This window comes from Cellulosimicrobium sp. JZ28 (assembly GCF_015327065.1).
GTDB lineage: Bacteria > Actinomycetota > Actinomycetes > Actinomycetales > Cellulomonadaceae > Cellulosimicrobium > Cellulosimicrobium funkei.
On sequence record NZ_CP017660.1, the window covers coordinates 3815374 to 3837952 of the forward strand.

The 22579-nt window shown below is 73.6% G+C and carries 23 protein-coding genes; 18 read left to right on the plus strand and 5 right to left on the minus strand.

The window, feature by feature from the left end:
* Positions 1–9 precede the first annotated feature (9 nt).
* Together BJP59_RS17105 and BJP59_RS17110 are read left to right on the plus strand one after the other, a co-directional pair.
* Complete coding sequence (locus BJP59_RS17105) at positions 10–1179, plus strand: glycoside hydrolase family 1 protein (protein ID WP_306303317.1); 1170 nt, start codon at positions 10–12, stop codon at positions 1177–1179.
* 160 nt (positions 1180–1339) lie between these two features.
* On the plus strand, positions 1340–2356 hold the full coding sequence (locus tag BJP59_RS17110; RefSeq protein WP_194521553.1) for a LacI family DNA-binding transcriptional regulator: 1017 nt from the start codon (positions 1340–1342) through the stop codon (positions 2354–2356).
* Between the two features lie 37 nt (positions 2357–2393).
* Here BJP59_RS17110 and BJP59_RS17115 read toward each other — a convergent pair whose 3' ends face one another.
* The gene (locus tag BJP59_RS17115; protein ID WP_194521554.1) at positions 2394–4346 is read right to left on the minus strand and encodes a glucoamylase family protein; all 1953 of its coding nucleotides are present in this window, start codon (positions 4344–4346) and stop codon (positions 2394–2396) included.
* A gap of 215 nt (positions 4347–4561) precedes the next feature.
* Between BJP59_RS17115 and BJP59_RS17120 the strand changes: the two genes are divergently transcribed.
* The 15 genes from BJP59_RS17120 to BJP59_RS17185 all read left to right on the plus strand — a co-directional run bounded on the left by BJP59_RS17120 (position 4562) and on the right by BJP59_RS17185 (position 17673).
* Complete coding sequence (locus BJP59_RS17120) at positions 4562–4864, plus strand: urease subunit gamma (RefSeq protein ID WP_043654671.1); 303 nt, start codon at positions 4562–4564, stop codon at positions 4862–4864.
* Positions 4865–4907: 43 nt separating this feature from the next.
* Positions 4908–5282, plus strand: coding sequence for an urease subunit beta (ureB, locus tag BJP59_RS17125; RefSeq protein ID WP_086150101.1), 375 nt, complete (start codon positions 4908–4910; stop codon positions 5280–5282).
* Positions 5283–5285: 3 nt separating this feature from the next.
* On the plus strand, positions 5286–7004 hold the full coding sequence (locus BJP59_RS17130) for an urease subunit alpha (RefSeq protein ID WP_194521555.1): 1719 nt from the start codon (positions 5286–5288) through the stop codon (positions 7002–7004).
* Between the two features lies 1 nt (position 7005).
* On the plus strand, positions 7006–7527 hold the full coding sequence (locus BJP59_RS19985) for an urease accessory UreF family protein (protein ID WP_228485146.1): 522 nt from the start codon (positions 7006–7008) through the stop codon (positions 7525–7527).
* Positions 7524–7802, plus strand: a complete 279-nt coding sequence (locus tag BJP59_RS19990) for a hypothetical protein (protein WP_170963734.1) — start codon at positions 7524–7526, stop codon at positions 7800–7802. The genes BJP59_RS19985 and BJP59_RS19990 overlap by 4 nt, the downstream gene beginning before the upstream one ends.
* Entirely contained in the window at positions 7795–8640 is an 846-nt protein-coding gene (gene ureG, locus BJP59_RS17140; protein WP_194521556.1) for an urease accessory protein UreG, read from the plus strand. The genes BJP59_RS19990 and ureG overlap by 8 nt, the downstream gene beginning before the upstream one ends.
* A gap of 20 nt (positions 8641–8660) precedes the next feature.
* Positions 8661–9491 (plus strand): urease accessory protein UreD, encoded by an 831-nt coding sequence (locus BJP59_RS17145; RefSeq protein ID WP_228485147.1) that lies wholly within the window; start codon positions 8661–8663, stop codon positions 9489–9491.
* 1 nt (position 9492) lies between these two features.
* Positions 9493–10476: an energy-coupling factor ABC transporter permease gene (locus BJP59_RS17150; RefSeq protein WP_194521557.1), complete on the plus strand. Its 984-nt coding sequence runs from the start codon at positions 9493–9495 to the stop codon at positions 10474–10476.
* 198 nt (positions 10477–10674) lie between these two features.
* Positions 10675–11940: an urea ABC transporter substrate-binding protein gene (gene urtA / locus BJP59_RS17155; protein ID WP_021479860.1), complete on the plus strand. Its 1266-nt coding sequence runs from the start codon at positions 10675–10677 to the stop codon at positions 11938–11940.
* Between the two features lie 191 nt (positions 11941–12131).
* Positions 12132–13016 (plus strand): urea ABC transporter permease subunit UrtB, encoded by an 885-nt coding sequence (urtB, locus tag BJP59_RS17160; protein ID WP_086150105.1) that lies wholly within the window; start codon positions 12132–12134, stop codon positions 13014–13016.
* Complete coding sequence (gene urtC, locus BJP59_RS17165; RefSeq protein WP_194521558.1) at positions 13013–14236, plus strand: urea ABC transporter permease subunit UrtC; 1224 nt, start codon at positions 13013–13015, stop codon at positions 14234–14236. Before urtB ends, urtC begins: the two co-directional genes overlap by 4 nt.
* The gene (gene urtD, locus BJP59_RS17170) at positions 14233–15192 is read left to right on the plus strand and encodes an urea ABC transporter ATP-binding protein UrtD (RefSeq protein ID WP_194521559.1); all 960 of its coding nucleotides are present in this window, start codon (positions 14233–14235) and stop codon (positions 15190–15192) included. The genes urtC and urtD overlap by 4 nt, the downstream gene beginning before the upstream one ends.
* Positions 15192–15884, plus strand: coding sequence for an urea ABC transporter ATP-binding subunit UrtE (urtE, locus tag BJP59_RS17175; protein ID WP_061268117.1), 693 nt, complete (start codon positions 15192–15194; stop codon positions 15882–15884). The genes urtD and urtE overlap by 1 nt, the downstream gene beginning before the upstream one ends.
* Positions 15885–15945: 61 nt before the next feature.
* Positions 15946–16689 carry a GntR family transcriptional regulator gene (locus BJP59_RS17180; RefSeq protein ID WP_194521560.1) on the plus strand — a complete coding sequence of 248 codons (744 nt, stop codon included), beginning with the start codon at positions 15946–15948 and terminating at the stop codon, positions 16687–16689.
* Positions 16690–16857: 168 nt separating this feature from the next.
* Positions 16858–17673 carry a CPBP family intramembrane glutamic endopeptidase gene (locus tag BJP59_RS17185; RefSeq protein WP_194521561.1) on the plus strand — a complete coding sequence of 272 codons (816 nt, stop codon included), beginning with the start codon at positions 16858–16860 and terminating at the stop codon, positions 17671–17673.
* 275 nt (positions 17674–17948) lie between these two features.
* Here the strand turns inward: BJP59_RS17185 and dnaB are convergent, their stop codons facing one another.
* Positions 17949–19316: a replicative DNA helicase gene (gene dnaB / locus BJP59_RS17190; protein WP_021479895.1), complete on the minus strand. Its 1368-nt coding sequence runs from the start codon at positions 19314–19316 to the stop codon at positions 17949–17951.
* A gap of 403 nt (positions 19317–19719) precedes the next feature.
* Here dnaB and BJP59_RS17195 point away from each other — a divergent pair, with 403 nt between their 5' ends.
* Positions 19720–21084: an MATE family efflux transporter gene (locus BJP59_RS17195; protein WP_194523122.1), complete on the plus strand. Its 1365-nt coding sequence runs from the start codon at positions 19720–19722 to the stop codon at positions 21082–21084.
* A gap of 99 nt (positions 21085–21183) precedes the next feature.
* On the opposite strand, the gene rplI is transcribed toward BJP59_RS17195, so the two are convergent.
* The 3 genes from rplI to BJP59_RS17210 form a co-directional block, all read right to left on the minus strand.
* Positions 21184–21630: a 50S ribosomal protein L9 gene (rplI, locus tag BJP59_RS17200; protein ID WP_194521562.1), complete on the minus strand. Its 447-nt coding sequence runs from the start codon at positions 21628–21630 to the stop codon at positions 21184–21186.
* Between the two features lie 19 nt (positions 21631–21649).
* Positions 21650–21886, minus strand: a complete 237-nt coding sequence (gene rpsR / locus BJP59_RS17205) for a 30S ribosomal protein S18 (RefSeq protein ID WP_021481584.1) — start codon at positions 21884–21886, stop codon at positions 21650–21652.
* Positions 21887–21987: 101 nt separating this feature from the next.
* Entirely contained in the window at positions 21988–22515 is a 528-nt protein-coding gene (locus tag BJP59_RS17210) for a single-stranded DNA-binding protein (protein ID WP_194521563.1), read from the minus strand.
* Positions 22516–22579: the final 64 nt, after the last annotated feature.

Below are 22579 nucleotides of genomic sequence, written 5' to 3' on the forward strand. Positions count from 1 at the left end.
GGAGAGCCTGTGTCGATCACCTTCCCCGAGTCCTTCGTCTGGGGCGCCGCCACGGCGGCCCACCAGATCGAGGGCAACAACGTCAACAGCGACTGGTGGGCGCGCGAGGTCGACCCGGCCTCGACCCTCGCCGAGCCGTCGGGCGACGCCGCCGACTCCTACCACCGGTACGCCGACGACATCCGGCTGCTGGCCGAGTCCGGGCTCACCTCGTACCGGTTCTCGATCGAGTGGGCGCGCATCGAGCCGGCCGAGGGCCGCTTCTCGCGGGCCGAGGTCGACCACTACCGCCGCATGATCGACTGCTGCCTCGAGCACGGGGTCACGCCGCTCGTCACGCTGCACCACTTCACGTCGCCGCGCTGGTTCGCGGAGGACGGCGGCTGGACCGACCCGCGGTCCGTCGAGCGGTTCGCGCGGTACGTCGAGCACGTGCTGCCGCTGCTCGACCGCGCGTCGCACGTGTTCACCATCAACGAGCCGAACATCCTCGCGATGATGATCACGGCCGCCAAGGGCACCGAGCAGCTCCAGGCCGGCACGATGCACGCGCCCGACCCGGTCGCGACCGAGCACCTCATCGCCGCGCACCGCCGGGCCGTGGAGCTCGTGCGGACCGTCGGGGTGCCCGTCGGGTGGCCCGTCGCGCCGCAGCAGTTCTTCGCCGACCCCGGCGCCGAGGAGGTCCTGCGCGAGTACGCCTACCCGCGCGAGACCGTCTTCCTCGAGGCCTCGCGCGGCGACGACTTCGTCGCCGTCCAGGCCTACACGCGCACGCGCATCACCGTGGACGGGCCGCTGCCCGCCCCGGAGGACTCCGAGAAGACGCTCACCGGGTGGGAGTACTACCCGGCCGCCATCGCGGAGGCCGCGCGCCTCGGGCACGAGATCACCGGCCTGCCGGTCCTCGTCTCGGAGAACGGCATCGCGACGGCGGACGACGCGCGCCGCATCGACTACACGCGCGACGCCCTGCGCGCGCTGCACGCCGAGATGGAGGCGGGCCTCCCGCTGCTCGGCTACCTGCACTGGTCGCTGCTCGACAACTACGAGTGGGGCTCGTTCGCCCCGACGTTCGGGCTCGTCGCGTGGGACCCGGAGACCTTCGAGCGCACGCCCAAGCCCAGCCTCGGCTGGCTCGGCGGCGTCGCCCGCGGGACCGTCTCGCTCGACGACTGAGCGCACGCACGGCGGCCCGGTCCGGACCTCACGGTCCCGGCCGGGCCGTCGTCGTCCGTGCCAGGCCCGGTCGCGACCCGGGGCCTCGCTACGATCCGGAGTCGGGGCACGCTCCCCCGGCCGGACCGGCCGCGGGTCGCACGACGGACGGAGGGCTCGGATGGCAGCGTCGCAGCCGGGTCGGCAGGGCGTCCCCCTCGCCCGGGTCGCGGCCGACGCCGGGGTGTCCGTCCCCACGGTGTCGAAGGTGCTCAACGCGCGCCCGGACGTCTCGGCGGCGACGCGCGAACGGGTCGCGGAGGTCCTGCGGCGGCACGGCTACGAGATCCGGCCCCCCACGTCCCGGCGGACGGGGCTCGTCGACGTCCGGATCGTCGACTTCGAGGGCCCGTGGTCCGAGGCGGTCGTGCGCGGGGCGGTGGCCGAGGCGCGGCGCCTCGGGCTCGACGTCGTCCTGTCCGTCGAGCTGGACCCCGACGACTGCGGGGCGTGGGTCCGGCACGCGCTCGCCCGGGGCACGGACGGTCTCGTGAGCGTCGTCGCCGTGCCCGACGCCGAGGCGCGCGCCGCGCTCGCCACGGCCGGGGTGCCTCTCGTCGTCGTCGACCCGCGCCGCCGTCCGCCCGAGGACGTGCTCAGCGTCGGCGCGGCCAACTTCCAGGGCGCGCTCGAGGCGACGGCGCACCTGCTCGCCCTGGGGCACCGACGCATCGCGACGATCACCGGTGTCCCCGAGCAGGACAACGCGCTCGCCCGCCTCGCGGGCTACCGGGCCGCGCTCATCCAGGCGGACGTGCCCGTCGACGACGACCTCGTGCGCCTGAGCACGTACGGGGTCGCCGCGGGCTACGAGGAGACGCAGCGGCTGCTCGCCCTCGACGACGCCCCGACGGCGATCTTCGCGTGCAGCGACGACACCGCGCTCGGCGCGCTGCGGGCGCTGCGCGAGGCGGGTCGCTCCGTGCCGGACGACGTCTCGCTCGTCGGGTTCGACGACCTGCCGGTCGCGCCCTGGACCGACCCCCCGCTCACCACGGTGCGCCAGCCGCTCGTCGAGATGGGCGCCTCGGCCGTCGCACTCGTGCACCGGGCGCGCAGCGCGAGCGGCCGCACCCTGCGCACGGAGCTCGCGACGAGCCTCGTCGTGCGCGCGTCGACCGCCGCGCCGCGCGCCTGACGCGCGCGGCACGGCGGTCGGCCGCGGTGGGTGGGGGTCAGCCGCAGGAGACGCCCGCGTAGCGGTACGGCAGCTCCTGGACGGTCGCGCCGTCGTCGGACGTCACCGTCACGGTCGCGGTGCCCGACGGGATCTCCGCCGTGCGCGCCGAGAACGCCCGGTAGGTGCTGCGGTGCGGGGCGACGTCGTCGTACGACCGCGTCCCGTACGGGGTGGCGAGCTCGACGGTCGTGCGGCCGTCGGACGTGCTGGTGGCGCGCACCGCGACGGCCGCCCGGTTGCCGAGGCAGCGCGCCTCGACCTCGACGTCGGCGCCCACGCCGGGCGTGAGGTCGGCGACGGCCGAGAAGGTCTCCGCCTCCATGAGCGGGCGCAGCGCCTGCTCGAGCCGGTCGTCGACGAAGTAGTCCTTGAGGCGCGAGTCGTCGAGGACGTTGCCGATCGCGGCGACGATCATCGCCTGGTCGAGCGACAGGTAGCGCTCGGCGACCGTGCCCGAGCGGACCGCGACGGAGTCGTAGAACCCGCCCGGCCCGTACGCGTCGAGGTCGTCCGCGAGGTGGGCCAGGTTGTCGAGCACGCCCTCGGTGTCGTACGCGAGCCCGAGGAACGACGCGTGCGGCGTCACGACGCCGTCACCGAACTCCGGCGCCGGGTTCGTGGCCTCGCGGCAGCCCTCGAAGCCGAGGTCGACGTCGGTCTCGCCGTCGGACAGGTAGCCGTCGGAGCGCAGGCCGATCGCGTCGACGCCGTACTCCGCGTACCCGCCGAAGGGGTTGCTCGCGGGCGAGAAGCCCCAGGCCCCGTACCCGGCCTCGTCGAGGCCGTGCTCCTTGTGCGCGCGCACCACGAGCGGGTGGTTGACGCCCCACGACGTCGGGCCCCACTCCGCCTCGGGGACGAGCATGTCCGGCATGAGCGCCTCGAACATCGAGCCGCCCCAGCCCGGCACGACGGCGAGGTCGCGGTAGCGGTACGCCCCCTCGAACACCGGGACGCCCAGGTGCTCGCGCGTCTCGCCGATCGGCTTCTGCTCCTGCCACGACCAGTCGCACGTGTCCGGGAACGTCCGGTAGCTCGCGTAGTAGGCCTCCGGCGGCACCTCGCCCTCGGCGATGCCGAGGTAGGTCGCGATGCGCGTCTCCGAGACCGTCGTGTCGTAGTTGTGGCACGTGTAGTAGACGTCGGTGCCGGTGCCGAGATAGTCCCCGGCGACCGAGCACCCGGGCGGCTCCTCGTCCCAGAACCCACCGCGCAGCAGCCCGACGCCGAGGTCCGGCCGCGCCTCCGCGTTGTAGAACGCACCGAAGTGCATGCCGTCGTAGACGGCCAGCGCCTCCTCCGCGAGGCTCGGCTCCGCCTCCGCGACGACGCGCAGGCCCGCGGCGAGCCAGCCGTTGTCCACCGAGCTGAGGAACTGGTGCACCGGGTTGCCGTCGTCCGGCCACGTCTCGACCCGGTCGCCCGTCGCCGGGTCGTACCAGTTGTAGAACATGCCGCTCGCGTCGTGCCGGTCGAGGGACGCGACCGTGTCGATCGTCGTCGCGAGGCGGTCGCGCGCCTCGGCCTCGTCGACCAGGCCCAGGTCGCGCGCCACGACGGTGGACCACAGCCAGCCGCCGATGTTCGTCGGCGACGTGTACGCGCTGCTCGACGCCGGGTCGAGGTCGCCCTCGATGTTGTCCGCGGGCAGGCCGGTCTCCTCGTCGGTCATGGCCTCCAGCGAGGTGTACGTGTCCTCCAGGTACGTCTCCAGCGTCGCGCGCTGCGCGCCCGTCAGGGCGGGCTGCCCGACGGCGGACGTCGCCGTCGCCGGGACGCTCGCCGTGCGCGGTGCGCCCTCGGCGGTGGCCGGGGCGCTCCCGGCCGCGGCCGGGACGGCGAGGCCCGCCGCGAGCGCCAGCCCGCCGGCGAGCCCACCGGCGACGAGGCCCGTCGCCCTGCGTCGGCGCCGCGACGTCTCGCACGCGCGGTCGGTCGATCCATCCATCAGGCACTCCTTCGTGTCGCGGCCCCGAAATTTCGGCCGAACTTTCCGAATGGGGGCGGAGAGAGTAGCCCTCGGTCGAGCAGGGGTCAACGGCTGGCCCGGAGCCGGCGCACGACGGCGGAGGCGTGGCGGGCGGCGGCCCGCGCGGAGCGGGTACACGAACGTATAACGCGGGGTATACACGCCGGAAACGCGGGCGCGACAGGATCGCGGCCATGCACCTGACGCCCGCCGACACCGAGAAGCTGCTGCTCGCCGTCGCGGGCATGGTCGCCCGCGACCGGCGCGAGCGCGGCGTCCTGCTCAACTACCCGGAGACGGTCGCCCTCCTGACGACGTGGGTGATCGAGCGGGCCCGCGAAGGGGCCGCCGTGGAGGAGCTCATGGTCTCCGGGCGCGCCGTGCTGGGCCGCGACGAGGTGATGGAGGGCGTCGCGGAGATGCTGCCCGACGTCCAGGTCGAGGCGACGTTCCCCGACGGGCGCAAGCTCGTCACCATCCACCAGCCCATCGCCTGAGCCGGTCCCGGCGACGCGACGCACGACGAGAGGACGGCGAGGCATGGCAGGCATCAGCACCTCGGGACCGGGCGCGATCCGGCTCCGGGAGGGCGCGGAGGACGTGCCGCTCGTCCTCAACGCCGACCGCTCGGACGACGAGCGCGTGACCCTCGTCGTGACGAACACGGGCGACCGGCCCGTGCAGATCGGCTCCCACCTCCACCTGCCCGACGCCAACGCGGCGCTCGACCTCGACCGCGCGGCGGCGCACGGCTTCCGGCTGGACGTGCCGTCCGGCACGTCGCGGCGGTTCGAGCCCGGCGCGTCCGCCGAGGTCCAGGCCGTGGCGCTGCGCGGCCGACGGCGCGTCCCCGGGCTCCAGCGCGGCAAGCCCGATGGCGGCGCCCTGGACCCCACCGCACCCGAGGAGGACTGACGCATGGTCGCGATCTCGCGCGAGCGCTACGTCGCGCTCTACGGCCCGACGACGGGCGACCAGGTGCGCCTCGGCGACACGGACCTGTGGATCGAGGTCGAGGAGGACCGCACCTTCGGGGGCGAGGAGGTCGTGTTCGGCGGCGGGAAGTCACTGCGCGAGTCGATGGCCCAGGGCACGACGACCCGCGCCGAGGGCGCGCTCGACACGGTGATCACCAACGCCGTCGTGCTCGACTGGTGGGGCGTCGTGAAGACGGACGTGGGGATCCGCGACGGGCGGATCGTCGCGCTGGGCCGCGCGGGCAACCCCGACGTCGCGGACGGCGTGCACCCCGACCTGCACATCGGCCCGAGCACGGACGTCGTGAGCGGCGAGGGCAGGATCCTCACCGCGGGCGGCATCGACTCGCACGTGCACCTCATCTCGCCGTCGCAGGTCGTCGAGGCGCTCGCCACGGGCATCACGACGGTCGCGGGCGGCGGCACCGGCCCGAGCGAGGGCACGAAGGCCACGACGGTCACGCCCGGCGCCTGGCACCTGGAGGCGATCCACCGCTCGCTCGACCGGCTCCCCGTGAACGTGCTGCTGCTCGGCAAGGGGAACACCGTGAGCGCCGAGGGTCTGCGCGAGCAGGCGATGGCCGGCGCGGGCGGCTACAAGGTGCACGAGGACTGGGGGTCCACGCCCGCGGCGATCGACGCCGCGCTCCGGGCGGCCGACGACTGGGGCCTGCAGGTCGCGCTCCACTCCGACTCGCTCAACGAGGCGGGGTTCGTCGAGTCGACCCTCCGGGCGATCGGCGGCCGTTCGATCCATGCCTTCCACGCGGAGGGCGCGGGCGGCGGGCACGCGCCCGACATCCTCACCGTCGCGAGCCACCCGAACGTCATCCCCGGCTCGACCAACCCCACCCTCCCGCACACGGTGAACACCGTCGCCGAGCACCTGGACATGCTCATGGTGTGCCACCACCTCAACCCGCAGGTGGCGGAGGACCTCGCGTTCGCCGAGTCGCGCATCCGCGGGACCACGATCGCTGCCGAGGACGTGCTGCACGACCTCGGCGCCATCTCCATCACGTCGTCCGACGCCCAGGCCATGGGGCGCATCGGCGAGGTCGTGACGCGGACGTGGCAGGTGGCGCACGTCATGAAGGCGCGGCGCGGCCCGATCCCCGGCGGCGCCCCCGGTCCCGCCCTGCCGGCCGACAACCTGCGCGCCCGGCGCTACGTCGCGAAGTACACGATCAACCCGGCCGTCGCGCACGGGATCGACGCGCACGTCGGGTCCGTCGAGCCCGGCAAGCTCGCCGACCTGGTCCTGTGGGAGCCGAAGCTGTTCGGCGTGCGGCCGAGCGTCGTCATGAAGGGCGGCGCGCTCGTGTGGGGCGCGCTCGGAGACCCGAACGCGTCCATCCCGTCGCCGCAGCCCGTGCTCATGCGGCCCGCGCTCGCCGACGCGATCGGGGCCGACGTGTCCGTGTCGTTCGTGTCGCCCGCCGCGCTCGACGACGGCCTCGCGGAACGGCTCGGCCTCGCCCGGACGCTCCTGCCCGTGGCCGGGACGCGCGACGTCGGGAAGGCGCAGATGCGGAACAACGACTACCTGCCCCGGATCGACATCGACCCCGAGTCCTTCGCGATCGAGGTCGACGGCGAGCTCGTCGTGCCCGCCCCCGCCGACCGGCTGCCCCTCGCGCAGCTCTACTCGCTGTTCTGACATGGACGGCCTCCCCCGCCACGACGCCGACGGGCGCGCCGAGCTCATGCTCGCGCTCCTCGCCGACGCGCGGCTGCCGACCGGCGGCCACACGCAGTCCGCGGGCCTCGAGCCCGCGCTGCGCGCCGGGATGCCCGCCGCGCGCGTCCCCGACTACGTGCGCGCCCGCCTGGCCACCGTCACGCACACCGAGGCAGCGACCGCCGTCGTCGCGCGGCACGCGGCGCTCGCGCCCGACGACGGCCCCCCGCCCGTCGCGGTCGCCCTCGCCGACACGTGGGTCGCGTGGGCGGCGCGGACGCCGTCGCCCGCGCTCCGCGAGACGTCGCAGCGGCTCGGCCGGGGCTACCTCCGGCTCCTGCGCCGCCTGTGGGCGGGGCACCCCGCGGTCGCCGCGCTCGACGCGGCGGCGGCGCTCGTCGCCGCCGCACGCCCCACGGACGAGCGACGCGGCGGTCCGGGCGACCGACCGCCGTCGGGCCGCCGGGCGCCGCAGCCCCCGCGCCCCCTGGTGCTGGGGTGACGGCCGCGTGCGCGGGGCTGTCCGCGCTGCAGGTCGCGCGCCTCGTCGGGTACGAGGACGTCCAGACCGTCGCCGCGGCCACGCTCAAGCTCGAGCCCGTCGACCCGGTCGTCGCGACGGGCTGGGTCGTCGCCTCCCAGGCCGCGATCGACGCCCTGGCCCACGACGTCGCCCCCCTGACCGACCCCCGCGCGATCCCCGCGCACGGCGCACCGCTCGTCGAGCAGTGGGCCGAGACCCACGCCCGCACCACCGAGAGGCTGTTCAGTGCCTGAGAACCTGCCCGACGCCCCGACCGCCCCGACCCCCACGCCCCGCTCGCTGCGCCTCGGCGTCGCCGGCCCCGTCGGCACCGGCAAGAGCTCGCTCATCGCGCTCCTGTGCCGCGAGCTGTCCGAGGTGCTGCGGCTCGGGGTCATCACCAACGACATCTACACGGACGAGGACGCGCGGTTCCTGCGCTCCGCGGGCGTGCTCGACCCCGAGCGCATCCGCGCGGTCGAGACCGGCGCGTGCCCGCACACCGCGATCCGTGACGACGTCACCGCCAACCTCCTCGCCGTCGAGGACCTCGAGGAGGACTTCGCGCCGCTCGACGTCGTGCTCGTCGAGTCGGGCGGCGACAACCTCACCGCCACCTTCTCGCCCGCGCTCGTCGACGCGCAGATCTTCGTGCTCGACGTCGCCGGGGGCGGCGACGTCGCGCGCAAGGGCGGGCCGGGGATCGCCCGGGCTGACCTGCTCGTCGTCAACAAGACCGACCTCGCGCCGTACGTGGGGGTGGACGTCCCGCGCATGGTCCTCGACGCGACGGCCGCGCGCGACGGCGCCCCCGTGCTCGCGCTCTCGCGCCTCGACCGCGAGTCGATCGACACGCTCACGACGTGGGTGCAGACGCTGCTCGCGGCGCACCGGGCCGGTGCGCACGTGCCGCAGGACCCGGGCCCGATGGCGCCCCACTTCCACGCCGACGAGGACGGCGGCGGGCTCCTCCACACCCACGGCGAGGGCGACGCCCCGCACGATCACTCGCCCGCCCACGACGACCACTCCCCCGCCCACGAGCACGACGCCGCAGCCGCGGAGCCGGTGACCGCGGCCGGGCGCGGCTGACCCCGGGCGACGGGCCGCACGTGGACGACGTGACGCGCGTCGGGGCGTACCGCGAGGGCGGCCGCGTGCGCTGCGACCTGCGCCCCGGCGCGCTGAGCCCGCGCGTGCTGTCCGCGAGCCCCACGACGGTGCGCGTCGCGCTCGTCGCGACGCGCGCGCTGCTCCTGGGCGGCGACCGCGTCCGGGTCGAGGTGCACGTCGGGCACGGCGTCGAGGTCGAGCTCGTCGAGGTGTCGGGCACCGTTGCGTACGCCGGGCGCGGCCGCTCCGCGTCCTGGGACGTCGCGGTCCGGGTGGACGACGACGGCCTCCTCGTCTGGGACGCGCTGCCGTTCGTCGTCGCGGACGGCGCAGACGTCGACCGGCGCACCGACGTGCGCCTCGGCCGAGGCGCCGTCGCGCTGCTCCGCGAGACGCTCGTGCTCGGCCGGACCGGCGAGCGGGGCGGGCGCCTGCGCTCGCGCACCCGGGCCACCGACGAGACCGGGGCCCCGCGGGAGTCACCAGATGCAGGGGGCACGCCCCGGCAGGCGCGCGAGCTCTTCGTCGAGGACCTCGACCTCGGCGACGACCGGGCGCTGCCCGGGATCCTCGGCGACGCCCGCGTCGTCGACTCGGTGCTGTGCCTGGGCGCCCGGCCGCCCGCGGCGCACGCCGCCGCCCCGTCCGGCCCCCTGCGGCTCGACCTCGACGGCCCGGGCGCCGTCGTCCGCCACCTGGGGGCGAGCACCCACGACGCCGGCACCAACGGCGTCGTCACCGCCTGGGCGGCGGCCGTGCGCAACACGCGCGGCCTCCCCGACCTCGGCCTCCCCGACCACCGCACCGCACTGCTGACGACAGGAGCCTGACATGCACGTCCCCGACCACTTCCTCGACGACCCCACGTCGGCGACCACCGCCGTCGTGTCCCTCGCCGCCGTCGGGTACGCCGCGTACCGGGCACGCGAGGACCTCACCCCCCGGCGCGTCGCGCTCACGGCCGCGACGACCGGGTTCGTCTTCGCCGTGCAGATGCTCAACTACCCCGTCGCCGCCGGCACGAGCGGGCACCTCATGGGCGGGGCGCTCGCGGCGGCGCTCGTCGGGCCGTGGCTCGGCGTCCTGTCCGTGACCGCCGTGCTGCTCGTGCAGGCGCTCGTGTTCGCCGACGGCGGGCTCACCGCCCTGGGCACGAACGTGCTCCTCATGGCCATCGTCGGGACGCTCGTCGGCTGGGCGGTGACGCGCGGGGTGCTCCGCGCGACGCGCGGCCGGGGCGCCGCGGCCGCCGCCGGCACCGGTGCGCTCGTGAGCGTCCCGGTGTCCGCCGCGGTGTTCGCGGGCCTCTTCGCCGTCGGCGGGACCGTGCCGGTCCCGGTCGGCGAGCTCGTCGGCCAGATGCTCGGCGTGCACCTCCTCGTCGGGCTCGGCGAGGCGCTCATCACGGCCGGCGTCGTCGGCCTCGTGCTCGCCGTCGCGCCGGGCGCCGCGGCCGTCGAGGGCCGCCGGGCCCCGGCGCTCGCGCCGTCCGCCCCCCTCGCCGCGGTGCGGCGCGCCGTCCTCGCCCTCGGCACCGGGGCGCTGCTCGCCGCCGTCGTCGTGTCGTCGTTTGCCGCGGCGACGCCCGACGGGCTCGAGGCGACCGCCGAGTCGGTCGGGTTCGCCGACGCCGCGCGCGACCACGCGTTCGCGGGCGCACCCCTCGCGGACTACGGCGAGGTCGGCGGGATCTTCGTCGGCGTCGCAGGGCTCGTCGGCGTCGTGCTCGTCGTCGCGCTGACCGTCGGCGTGCTGGGCGCGGGCCTGCGCGCCGCCGGCCGTCGCACCGCCCGGGTCGGCGTGACCGGATCGTGACTGCCTGACACGCCCCGTTAACAACCCGGGCAGAACACCCGAAACACGCCGTCACTAGCGTCGACGACCGTGGGCACCGCGCAGGGCGCACGGCCGTATACGCGCCCGTACCCGGAGCCCGCGAGGAGCGGCCGCCCGTCCGGCAGCCGTCGGCACCCGCCGAGAACCCCGCTGTGAGAACCCGCTGAAAGGACCCTCGTGACACCTTCACGCGCCACGACCCGTCTCGCCCCGGCCGCCGCCCTCGTCGCGCTCGCGCTCACGCTCACCGCGTGCGGCGCGAGGACGGAGGCCGGCGAGGGCGGGGGCTCCACGACCAGCGCCGCCGAGAGCTGCGTCGACACCTCCGGCGACACCGTCAAGATCGGCTTCCTCAACTCGCTCTCCGGCACGATGGCGATCTCCGAGCAGACCGTCGCCGACTCGCTCGCCCTCGCGGCGGAGGAGATCAACGCCGACGGCGGCGTGCTCGGCAAGCAGCTCGAGATCGTCCAGGAGGACGGGCAGTCCGAGCCCACCGTCTTCGCGGAGAAGGCGGAGAAGCTCATCACGAGCGACTGCGTCGCCGCGGTGTTCGGCGGCTGGACCTCCGCGTCGCGCAAGGCGATGCTCCCCGTCTTCGAGGCGCAGGACTCGCTGCTGTTCTACCCCGTCCAGTACGAGGGCCTCGAGTCGTCGCCGAACATCTTCTACACCGGCGCGACGACGAACCAGCAGATCGTCCCCGCGCTCGACTACCTCAAGGAGCAGGGCGTCACGTCGATCTTCCTCGTCGGCTCCGACTACGTCTTCCCCCGCACCGCGAACAAGATCATCAACGCCTACGCGGAGGCCCACGGCATCGAGGTCCTCGGCGAGGAGTACGCGCCCCTCGGCCACACCGACTTCTCCACCATCGTCAACAAGGTGAGGTCCGCCGGGGCCGACGCCGTGTTCAACACGCTCAACGGCGACTCCAACGTCGCGTTCTTCAAGGAGTACAAGAACGCCGGGCTCGGCCCGGACACGATGCCCGTCGTGTCGGTGTCGATCGCCGAGGAGGAGGTCGGCGGCGTCGGCATCGAGAACGTCGAGGGCCAGCTCACGGCCTGGAACTACTACCAGACCATCGACAGCCCGGAGAACACCACGTTCGTCGAGGCGTTCCAGGCGAAGTACGGCGCCGACCGCGTGACGTCGGACCCGATGGAGGCCGCGTACACGTCGCTCTACCTGTGGAAGGGCATGGTCGAGAAGGCCGAGTCGTTCGACGTCGCCGACGTCCAGGAGGCCGCCGACGGCGTGACCTTCGACGCGCCGGAGGGCTCCGTCACCGTGGACGGCGACAACCACCACGTCGCCAAGACCGCGCTCATCGGCAAGATCGGCCCCGACGGCCTCATCTACACCGAGTGGAGCTCGGGCGAGCCGATCGAGCCCGACCCGTACCTCGAGGGCTACGACTGGGCCGAGGGCCTCTCCTGACGACTCCGTCGCTCCCGACCCGCTGAGTCCGGCGGGGACCGGGGGTGCGCGTGCCGGGTCTACCATCCGCCCGCTCGTTCCTCGCGGGCTCCCGCCAGCCCCGCCACGACCCGGCACGCGCACCCCCGCCCCCCACCTCGGCGGTCACGTCACCCGTCCTCCTCCGCACCCACCGGAAGGCACGAACGCCCATGGACGTGCTGTTCTCGCAGCTCTTCGCGGGCCTGAGCCTCGGCTCGGTCCTGCTCCTCGCCGCCCTCGGGCTGGCGCTCACGTTCGGTCAGATGGGCGTCATCAACATGGCGCACGGCGAGTTCATGATGGCGGGCGCCTACACGGCGTTCGTCGTGCAGGGGGTCGTCGGGAACGCCGGGCTCTCGCTCCTCGTGTCGCTGCCGCTCGGGTTCCTCGTCGGCGGGCTCCTGGGCCTGCTGCTCGAGGCGACGCTCATCCACCGCATGTACAAGCGGCCGCTCGACACCCTGCTCGTGACCTGGGGCGTCGCGCTCGTGCTCCAGCAGGTCGCGCGCGACGTGTTCGGCGCCCCGAACGTCGACGTGCGCGCCCCCGCCTGGCTGAGCGGCGCGGTCGACCTGTTCGGCCTCGCCGTCCCGAAGACGCGCGTGTTCATCCTGGCGCTCGCCGTCGTCGCGGTCGTCGCGCTGGCCGTCGTGCTCAAGGTGACGCCGCTCGGGCGGCGGATCCGCGCCGTCGTGCAGAACCGCGACCTCGCCGAGGCGAGCGGGGTCTCCACCCGCGCGACCGACCGCCTCACGTTCTTCGTCGGCTCGGGCCTCGCGGGGATCGCGGGCGTCGCGCTCACCCTGCTCGGGTCCATCGGGCCCACGCTCGGGACGAGCTACGTCGTCGACGCGTTCCTCGTCGTCGTGGCCGGCGGCATCGGGCAGATCAAGGGCACGGTCATCGCCGCGTTCGCGCTCGGGCTGCTCCAGGCGACCTTCGAGTACTCGACGACGGCGAGCATCGCCAAGGTGCTCGTGTTCGTCGTCATCGTCGTCTTCCTCCAGGTGCGACCCCAGGGCCTCGTGTCGGTCCGGACGAGGAGCCTCGCATGACCGCCGTCACGACAGGCAGGCCGTCGCGGCTCGCCGCCCTGTACCGCTCGTCGCGCGCCCGCGTGGTCGTCGGGTTCGCCGTCGCCGCGGTCCTGCTGTTCGCCGTCGCGCCCGCGACGCTGTCCACGTTCCGGCTCGGCCTGCTGGGGAAGTTCCTGTGCCTCGCCATGGTCGCCGTCGGCATCGGGCTCGCGTGGGGCCGCGGCGGGATGCTCACGCTCGGCCAGGGCGTGTTCTTCGGCCTCGGTGCGTACCTCATGGCGATGCACCTCAAGCTCGCGGACGCCGGGCCGGACGGCGTCCCGGACTTCATGATGCTCTACGGCTCGGGCGAGGTCCCGGGCTGGTGGGAGCCGTTCCGGTCGCCCGTCGTGACGATCCTCGCCATCGTGGTCGTACCCGCGGGCCTCGCCGCGCTGCTCGGGTTCGCCGTCTTCACGCGACGCGTGCGGGGCGCGTACTTCGCGATCCTCTCGCAGGCGCTCGCCGCCGCGTTCGCGATCCTCCTCGTCGGCCAGCAGGCGACGACGGGCGGCACCAACGGCCTCAACGGGTTCCGCTCGTTCTTCGGGTACGACCTCGCCGACCCCGTGAACAAGCGGATGCTCTTCTTCCTCGCCGCCGGGGCCCTCCTCGTCATGGTCGCGGTCGCGCGCCAGCTCATGGTGTCGCGGTTCGGCGAGCTGCTCGTCGCCGTGCGCGACCAGGAGAACCGCGTGCGGTTCCTCGGCTACGACCCCGCGAAGGTCAAGGTCGTCGCGTACGCCGTCGCCGCCTTCATGGCCGCCGTGGGCGGTGCGCTGTTCGTGCCGATCGTCGGGATCGTCTCGCCCGCCGACGTGGGGGTCGTGCCGTCGATCGGCTTCCTCATCGGGGTCGCGATCGGCGGCCGGGCCACCCTGCTCGGGCCGGTGCTCGGGTCCGTCGCCGTGAGCTGGGCACAGACGAGCCTGTCCGAGACGTTCCCGTCCGGCTGGATCTACGCGCAGGGCGCGCTGTTCATCCTCGTCGTCGCGTTCCTGCCCGGCGGCCTCGCCGAGCTGTTCACGCGATGGCGCCGGTCGCGCGCCACCCCCGTGCCCGACGGCGGCCCCACCCCGGCCGGCGACGCCACCTCGGAGGACGCTCGCCCGCGCGGCGGCACCACCGCGGGCGGCACGGCCGCCGCGGGGACGACCGCCGTCGACCACGACCCCGCGACCACCGGGAGGACCGCATGACCACCCGACCCACCGAGCCCGCCGCGGACGCGGCGAACGCGGCGACCGACGTGGAGGCGCTCGGCGCCGCCGTCCTCGAGACCGGCGTCGCGGGCGACGGCCTCGACCTGGAGGCCGCGCAGGCCGTCCTCGGCGTCGACGACTCGCGCTTCCGCCACGACTACCTCCAGGTCCGGGGGCTGCGCGTCGAGTTCGACGGGTTCGTCGCCGTCCAGGGCGTCGACCTCACCGTCACCGCGGGCGACCTGCGCTTCCTCATCGGGCCCAACGGCGCGGGCAAGACGACGATCGTCGACGCGATCACCGGTCTCGCCACGGCGTCCGGCTCGGTGCAGTTCGGGGGCGTCGAGCTCCTCGGGAAGAAGACGCACCGCATCGCGCGGGCGGGCGTCGGGCGCACGTTCCAGACCGCGAGCGTCTTCGAGGAGCTGAGCGTGCTGCAGAACCTCGACATCGCGGCCGGCGCCGGCCGGGGCCCGCTCACGCTGCTGCGGCGCCGGTCCTCGACCCCCGCGGCCGTCGAGCAGGCGCTGGAGACCGTCGGGCTCGCCCACCTGCGCGACGTCCAGGCGGGGATCCTCGCGCACGGGCAGAAGCAGTGGCTCGAGATCGGCATGCTGCTCGTCCAGGACGCGCGGCTGCTGCTCCTCGACGAGCCCGTCGCCGGCATGAGCCAGGCCGAGCGCGAGCAGACGGGAGAGCTGCTGCGACGCATCGGCGCCCAGCGGACCGTCGTGGTCGTCGAGCACGACATGGAGTTCCTGCGGGCGTTCGCGTCCTCGGTGACCGTGCTGCACCTCGGGCAGGTGCTCGCCGAGGGCACGTACGCCGAGGTCCAGGCCGACCCGCGCGTGCAGGAGGTCTACCTCGGCAGCGCGGGCGCGACCCGCGGCGCCCGACGACGGGGCGCTGCGCCGACGTCGTCCGCCACGACGACCGACGAGAAGGAGGCGTGATGCTCGAGCTCACGGGCCTGCACGCCGGCTACGGCCGGACCATGGTGCTCCACGGCGTCGACGTCACCGTGCCCGCCGGCGGCGTCGCCGCCGTCCTCGGGCACAACGGCGCCGGCAAGACGACGCTCCTGCGCACCGCGCTCGGGCTGCTCAAGGCTCGGTCGGGGAGCGTCGTGCTCGACGGCGAGGACCTCACCCGCCTCCCGACCCACCAGCGCGTGCGGCGCGGTCTCGCGTACGTGCCGCAGGGGCAGCAGTCGTTCGGCGACCTCACGGCGCGGGAGAACCTCCAGCTCGTCGCCGACACGTCGCGCGAGGGGCCGCGCCGCCTCGACGAGGCGCTCGACCTGTTCCCCGCCCTGCGCGGGCTGCTCGGCCGGCGGGCGGGGCTCCTGTCCGGCGGGCAGCGCCAGCAGCTCGCCATCGCGCGCGCCCTCCTCACCGGCCCGCGCGTGCTCGTGCTCGACGAGCCCACCGAGGGCATCCAGCCGTCCGTCGTCACGGAGATCGAGGACGCGATCCTCACGCTCACCGACGCGGGCGGGCTGTCCGTGCTGCTCGTCGAGCAGCACGTCGGGTTCGCGCTCGGCGCGGCACGCGACTACGTCGTCCTGCAGTCCGGGCGCGTGACGAGCCGCGGCGCGGGCGGCGAGGCCGCCGAGCACAGCGTGCGCGCGGCGATGGCGGTGTAGGCACCGTGCTCGCGGGGCGGTGGGTGGCCACCGGCGACCGACGGCACGGCGCGTGCGGACGGTGAGAGCACGGGCCGGGGCCCGGGCCGACGACCCGGGCGCCCGCACGGACGTCGTCACCGCGTCGGAACGGGCCACCACCTCGCTGCGCGACGCCGTGTACGCACGCCTGCGGGCCGAGATCCTCGACGGGCGCGTCGACCCCCGCGAACGGCTCACCGAGCCCAAGCTCGGCCGACGGTTCGGCGTCTCACGCACCCCCGTGCGCGAGGCGCTGTCCCGCCTGCTGTCCGACGGCCTCGTCGAGCGCACCGACTTCGGGTACGCCGTCGTCGTGCCGAGCCTGGTCGAGCTGCGCGACCTCGACGAGCTGCGCGCGACCCTCGAGCTCCGAGGGATCGACCGCGTCATCGAGAACCCGGGGCTGCGCCACGACACGGACGTGCTGCGCGCCGAGCTCGCGCGGTGGGTCGAGCTCCGCGCCGCACCTCCCCGACCGGACCCCGGCTTCGTGCTGCTCGACGAGCAATTCCACACGGCGCTGTCCCGCGCGGCCGGGAACGAGCGGATCACGGAGGCGCTCGTCGAGGTCAACGAGAAGGTGCGCGCCGTGCGGCGGTACGACTTCGTCGAGGACGAGCGCGTCCGCAGCACCGTCGACGAGCACGTCCGGATCCTCGAGCTCGTGCTCGCCGACCGGCTCCCCGAGGCCCGCACCGCCCTGCACCACCACGTCGGCGCGTCGCTCGCCGTCGTCACGGAGCGCGCCGCCCAGGCGCTCGCGCGCATGGCGGTCGCGGGCTGACGGCGGACGACGACCCGCCGTCCCGACCGCACCGCGTCCGCAGCAGCGACCGGACGGCCGCGCCCACGGCCGACGACGCGCGGCTGCCGTCCAGGTCCCTCGCGCCGACGTCGTCCGCGCTCCTGGACGAGCGGCGGTCCCCCGCAGTTCCGGCCCTATCGTTGCGGGGTGACGGACGCACGGATCGCTCGCCGGTTCGTGACGCTCACGTTCCTCATCGCCTACGGGCTCTCCGGTGGTCTGATCCTGGCGGCCCGCTTCGGCTACGAGGTGCACAACGTCGTCACCACGGTTCCCGAGCTCCTGGCGAACGTGCCGTTCGCGCTCTACATCCTCTCGCCCGCGATCGCCTCCTACGTCGTCCTGCGAGCGAACCGGAGGGTCTCAGGCCTCCGGGAGTGGCTGCGGCTCGTCTTCGTCGTCCGTGGCCGCCCCGCCGGGTATCTGCTCGCCCTCTCCGCGCTCGCGCTGTACTTCGCGCTCCACCTGCTGGTCTCCGGCCCCTCCGCGCACGCGCTCCCGTGGTTCATGTTCTTCCTGTCCCTGCCGGGCAACCTCGTCATCGGCGGCATGGAGGAGGCCGGCTGGATGACCGCGCTGCAACCCGGGCTCGATCGGCGGTGGGGGTTCGTCCCGTCCTCGCTGGTGGTCGGGATCATCTGGCTCCTCTGGCACGTGCCGCTCTTCTTCATCCCCGGCACCAACCACGAGTCCGGTCAGATCGACTTCTGGATGTTCGTGGTCCAGATCATGGCGTTCCGCTTCCTCTACGGCGCGATCTTCCGGGTGGCGGGCACGAACGGGGTGCTCCTGTGCATCCTCACCCACACGGTGTTCAACGCCGCCAGCTTCACCCTCGGCATCCCGCCGACGACCTGGGCGGGCACCCTCGCCGCCAACACGGGGGTGGTGATCCTTGCCGTCGTGTCGGTGATGCTCTCCCAGAGGGCTCAGGCGACTCGTCGATGGCGCGTCGAGCCCTGAGTGGCATGGTGGAAAGGCAGCCCAGCGACAGCACGCCACGGCCGCCGGGTCGCTGATCTCTCTCTCGGACCACCGGCTTGAGCCCGCAGGTTGCGTCGAGAGGCGCACTCGTTGTCGGTAGCCCCCGGCTGTGTCTACCGAAACGAGGCGGAGCGGTGTTGCCACACGTTCCAGGGCGTTTCGATCACGGAGAGCCGTCGGAGCGGCTTACGGGTTCACCAGGCATGTGATGGCCACTGAGCCGGAATCTCGACAGACGCGAAACGCCCAAGTGGCTACATCTGCATGTCCGCGAAGCGTTGGTAATGACCTTGGAACGCGACGGTGATCGTGTCGGTCGGACCGTTTCTGTGCTTTGCGACGATCAGGTCCGCCTCGCCCGCTCGGGGCGATTCTTTTTCATAGGCGTCTTCGCGGTGCAAAAGGATCACGACGTCAGCATCCTGCTCGATAGAGCCACTTTCACGAAGATCGCTCATCTGCGGCTTCTTGTCGCCACGCTGTTCCGGACCACGGTTCAGCTGCGAGATCGCGATGACAGGAACCTCGAGCTCCTTCGCCAGCAGCTTCAGAGCACGCGAGAACTCCGAGACCTCCTGCTGGCGCGACTCGACGCGCTTGCCGGAGCTCATGAGCTGGAGATAGTCGATGACGACGAGCTTGAGGTCGTGCCGCTGCTTGAGCCGTCGACACTTGGCCCGGATCTCCATGAGCGACATGTTCGGGGAGTCGTCGATGAACAGCGGGGCCTCGGCGACCTTGCCCATCGTCGAGGCGAGCTTCTGCCAGTCCTGCTCGTCCATCTTCCCGGAACGCATCCGCGTGAGCGGCACCTTCGCCTCGGCGGCGAGCAGACGCATCGTGATCTCGTTGCGGCTCATCTCCAGGGAGAAGATGACGGCCGCCATTTGGTGGTGCACCGCGGCGTGCGTCGCAACATTGATTCCTAGGACGGATTTTCCAATGGCCGGGCGCGCCGCGACGACGATCATCTGGCCGGGGTGCAGGCCGTTGGTGAGCCGGTCGAAGTCGGAGTAGCCGGTAGGGACGCCGGTCATGCCCTCGCCGCGCCCCTGGGCGGCCTCGATCTCGTCGAACGTGGGCCCGAGGATCTCGGCGAGGGGGAGGTAGTCCTCCGTCGTGCGCCGCTCCGTCACGGCGTAGACCTCGGCCTGGGCGTTGTTGACGATCTCGTCGACGTCGCCGCCGTCGGTCGCGTAGCCGAGCTGCACGATGCGCGTGCCCGCCTCGACGAGACGGCGCAGGACCGCACGCTCGCGGACGATGCGCGCGTAGTACCCGGCGTTGGCGGCGGTCGGCACGCCGGCCATGAGGTCGTGGATGTAGGGCGCGCCACCGATGCGCTGGAGCTCGCCGCGCTTCGTCAGCTCCGCGACGACGGTGATCGCGTCGGCGGGCTCGCCGCGACCGTAGAGGTCGATGATCGACTCGTAGACGATCTCGTGCGCCGGGCGGTAGAAGTCGGAGCCGCGGATCTGCTCGATGACGTCCGCGATGGCGTCCTTCGACAGCAGCATGCCGCCGAGCACGCTCATCTCGGCGGCGACGTCCTGGGGCGGCGTCCGGTCGAACCCCGACGGCCCCGGTCCCCCGTAGCTCTCCTCGAGCTCCTCGATCGACATGCGCCCCTCGCTCCCCCGGGACTGGAACGGCCCTTGCGGGACCGCACGACCGGGACCACTCTTCGTCGTACACGTGTTCTACCGCGGGCCACCCACACGACTGTCCCGGTGGCCGCGCCCCCCGCCTCCGACAGGCACGACCCCGCGACACTAGATCGCCACCGGACGCCCTGCAAACGGCCCTGTGCACGCCCGGTGGACAGGGACCCCCGTTCCTGTGGACACAGTCCCCCACACTGTGCACACCCGGTGGAAAACGGTGTGGACAACCTCACGATCTTCCTGTGTACATCGCCGTGAGCGGCCTCTGACCAGCCTCATCACTACCCTCAGGGGTGTGGAAGAAAGAAAGTCGGGCGACACGCCGACGACACGCCGGACACCGTCCGGCCACCCCGACGACATCGGGCCGCCATCCGGCCCCGGTGCGTCGTCCACAGGTCGCCGTGCCCGGTCCCGGCTCGACCGCGAGATCCTCGCCCTCGCCGTCCCGGCGCTCGGCGCGCTCGTGGCCGAGCCCCTGTTCGTGCTCGTCGACAGCGCCGTCGTCGGCCACCTCGGCACCGCGCAGCTCGCTGGCCTCTCCCTCGCGTCGACCCTCCTCGTGACCCTCGTCGGCCTGTGCGTCTTCCTCGCCTACGCGACCACGGCCGCCGTCGCGCGCCGCATCGGCGCGGGCCACACGCGGGAGGCGCTCCAGTCCGGGATCGACGGCCTCTGGCTCGCCGTCGGGCTGGGCGCGCTCCTCGCGGCCGTCCTGTGGACGACGGCACCGTGGGCCGTCGGCGCGATGGGCGGCACGGGTGAGGTCGCCGAGCACGCCGTGGTGTACCTCCGCTGGTCCGCGCTCGGCCTCCCCGGGATGCTCCTCGTCCTCGCGTCCACCGGCGTGCTGCGCGGCATGCAGGACACCCGGACGCCCCTGTGGGTCGCCGCGGGCGGCGCGACGTTCAACGCGGTCCTCAACGTCGTCCTCGTCTACGGGGCAGGGCTCGGGATCGCCGGGTCCGGCATCGGGACAGCCGTCGCCCAGCTCACCATGGGTGCGGTGCTCGTCGTGGTCGTGGTGCGCGGCGCCAGGCAGCACGGCGCGTCGCTGCGGCCCGCCGCGGGCGGGATCAGGGCCAACGCGCGCGCCGGCGCTCCGCTCTTCGTCCGCACGCTCTCCCTCCGCCTCGCGATCCTCCTCACCGTGTTCGTCGCGACCGGGCTCGGGGAGGTCACGCTCGCCGGCTACCAGGTCGTGAACTCCGTCTGGGGGCTCGCGGCGTTCGCGCTCGACGCGCTCGCCATCGCGGCGCAGGCGCTCGTCGGGCACGGGCTGGGGGCCGACGACGTCCCGCGCGTCCGCGCCGTCCTGCGCCGCACCCTCCAGTGGGGCGTGGCCGCCGGGGCAGGGCTGGGCGTCGTCATGGCCGCGGGCGGCTGGTGGTTCGCGCTCCTCTTCACGTCCGACCCCGAGGTGCGCACCGCCGTCGCCGTCGGCATGGCGGTGTGCGGCGTCCTCCTGCCGATGGCGGGGTGGGTGTTCGTGCTCGACGGCGTCCTCATCGGCGCCGGGGACGGCCGCTTCCTCGCCTGGGCGGGCATGCTCACGCTCGTGGTCTACGCGCCGTTCGCGCTCGCCGTCCGGCACTGGGCGCCCGACGGCGCGGCGGGCCTCGCGTGGCTCTGGCTCGCCTTCGCGGGGGTCTTCATGGCGGCACGCGCCGTCACCACCGGGCTCCGTGCGCGCGGGAGCGCCTGGATGGTCACCGGCACCGCCTGAGGGCTCGGCGCGCGCAGCCGAGCACGACGGGGCCGGACGCGACGAAGGCCCGGCCCCTCCGAGGAGGGGCCGGGCCTTCGTGGACTGCTCAGCAGCAGATCAGGCAGCGACGACCTTCACCGCGAGAGTCGCGGAGACCTCCGGGTGGAGGCGGACGGAGACCGTGTAGTCCCCCGTCGCCTTGATCGGCTGACCGATCTCGATCTTGCGCTTGTCGACCGACGCACCGGCGGCCGACACGGCGGACGCGATGTCCGCCGTCGTGACGGCGCCGAAGAGGCGACCGGCAGCGCCGGCCTTCGCCTCGACGACGACCGGCTTCGCCTGCAGCGAGTCGCGGATCGCCTTCGCGTCGTCGAGCGACGCGATCTCGCGGGCCTTGCGCGCCTTGCGGATCGCAGTCACCTGCGACTCGGCGCCCTTGGACCACGGCGTGGCGAGCTTGCGCGGGACGAGGAAGTTACGGGCGTACCCGTCCTTCACCTCGACGACGTCGCCGGGCTCACCGAGACCGGTGACCTCGTGGGTCAGGATCAGCTTGGCCATGAGTTCTCTCCCTTCCCGCTCAGCGAGCCGTCGACGTGTACGGCAGCAGCGCCATCTCGCGCGCGTTCTTCACCGCACGGGCGATCTGGCGCTGCTCCTGGACGGAGACGCCGGTCACGCGACGCGCGCGGATCTTGCCGCGGTCGGAGATGAACTTGCGCAGCAGCGCGGTGTCCTTGTAGTCGACCGACTCGATCTTGGCCGACTTCAGCGGGTTGGACTTCTTCTTGGGCTTGCGCACCACAGGCTTCGCCATGGTGTTGCTCCTCTACAAGGTGCGATCCCCGCGTGCGGACCGCGCCGACGAGCGGCGCGGCACCCGCGGGGACGGGTGTGTGTTCTGGGAGTGGCGGACGATCAGAACGGGGGCTCGTCGGAGAACGAGCCACCGGACGACGCGGGACCAGCCGTGGCCCACGGGTCGTCGCTCTGCTGCTGACCGCCGCCGGAGCTGAATCCGCCGCCGGAGTTGGCGCCACCTCCGTAGCCGCCACCGCCGCCGAAGCCGCCGCCACCCGAGCGCTGAGCGCGGGTGACCTTGGCAGAGGCGTAGCGCAGGGAAGGACCGATCTCGTCCACCTGCAGCTCGACGACAGTGCGCTTCTCCCCCTCGCGGGTCTCGTACGAGCGCTGGACGAGGCGGCCCTGCACGATGACGCGCATGCCCTTCGTCAGCGACTCCGCGACGTTCTCCGCGGCCTCGCGCCAGATCGAGCAGCGCATGAACAGGGTGTCCCCGTCCTTCCACTCGTTCGACTGGCGGTCGAAGGTCCGCGGCGTGGACGCCACCGTGAAGTTGGCCACCGCCGCACCCGAGGGGGTGAAACGCAGCTCCGGGTCTCCCGTGAGGTTCCCGATCACCGTGATGACGGTGTCACCTGCCATGGCCAGCTCCTTCGTGTGTCGTCTGTGTCGTCGACGGCGCCGTGCGCCTCGCTCGTAACGTTCT

Bases quoted from the DNA above. Each gene is read 5' to 3' on its own strand.
- BJP59_RS17110 (WP_194521553.1), top strand. From the start codon at position 1,340: ATGGCAGCGTCGCAGCCGGGTCGGCAGGGCGTCCCCCTCGCCCGGGTC.
- BJP59_RS17115 (WP_194521554.1), bottom strand. From the start codon at position 4,346: ATGGATGGATCGACCGACCGCGCGTGCGAGACGTCGCGGCGCCGACGC.
- BJP59_RS17120 (WP_043654671.1), top strand. From the start codon at position 4,562: ATGCACCTGACGCCCGCCGACACCGAGAAGCTGCTGCTCGCCGTCGCG.
- ureB (WP_086150101.1), top strand. From the start codon at position 4,908: ATGGCAGGCATCAGCACCTCGGGACCGGGCGCGATCCGGCTCCGGGAG.
- BJP59_RS17130 (WP_194521555.1), top strand. From the start codon at position 5,286: ATGGTCGCGATCTCGCGCGAGCGCTACGTCGCGCTCTACGGCCCGACG.
- BJP59_RS19985 (WP_228485146.1), top strand. From the start codon at position 7,006: ATGGACGGCCTCCCCCGCCACGACGCCGACGGGCGCGCCGAGCTCATG.
- BJP59_RS17150 (WP_194521557.1), top strand. From the start codon at position 9,493: ATGCACGTCCCCGACCACTTCCTCGACGACCCCACGTCGGCGACCACC.
- urtB (WP_086150105.1), top strand. From the start codon at position 12,132: ATGGACGTGCTGTTCTCGCAGCTCTTCGCGGGCCTGAGCCTCGGCTCG.
- urtC (WP_194521558.1), top strand. From the start codon at position 13,013: ATGACCGCCGTCACGACAGGCAGGCCGTCGCGGCTCGCCGCCCTGTAC.
- urtD (WP_194521559.1), top strand. From the start codon at position 14,233: ATGACCACCCGACCCACCGAGCCCGCCGCGGACGCGGCGAACGCGGCG.
- urtE (WP_061268117.1), top strand. From the start codon at position 15,192: ATGCTCGAGCTCACGGGCCTGCACGCCGGCTACGGCCGGACCATGGTG.
- dnaB (WP_021479895.1), bottom strand. From the start codon at position 19,316: ATGTCGATCGAGGAGCTCGAGGAGAGCTACGGGGGACCGGGGCCGTCG.
- rplI (WP_194521562.1), bottom strand. From the start codon at position 21,630: ATGGCCAAGCTGATCCTGACCCACGAGGTCACCGGTCTCGGTGAGCCC.
- rpsR (WP_021481584.1), bottom strand. From the start codon at position 21,886: ATGGCGAAGCCTGTGGTGCGCAAGCCCAAGAAGAAGTCCAACCCGCTG.
- BJP59_RS17210 (WP_194521563.1), bottom strand. From the start codon at position 22,515: ATGGCAGGTGACACCGTCATCACGGTGATCGGGAACCTCACGGGAGAC.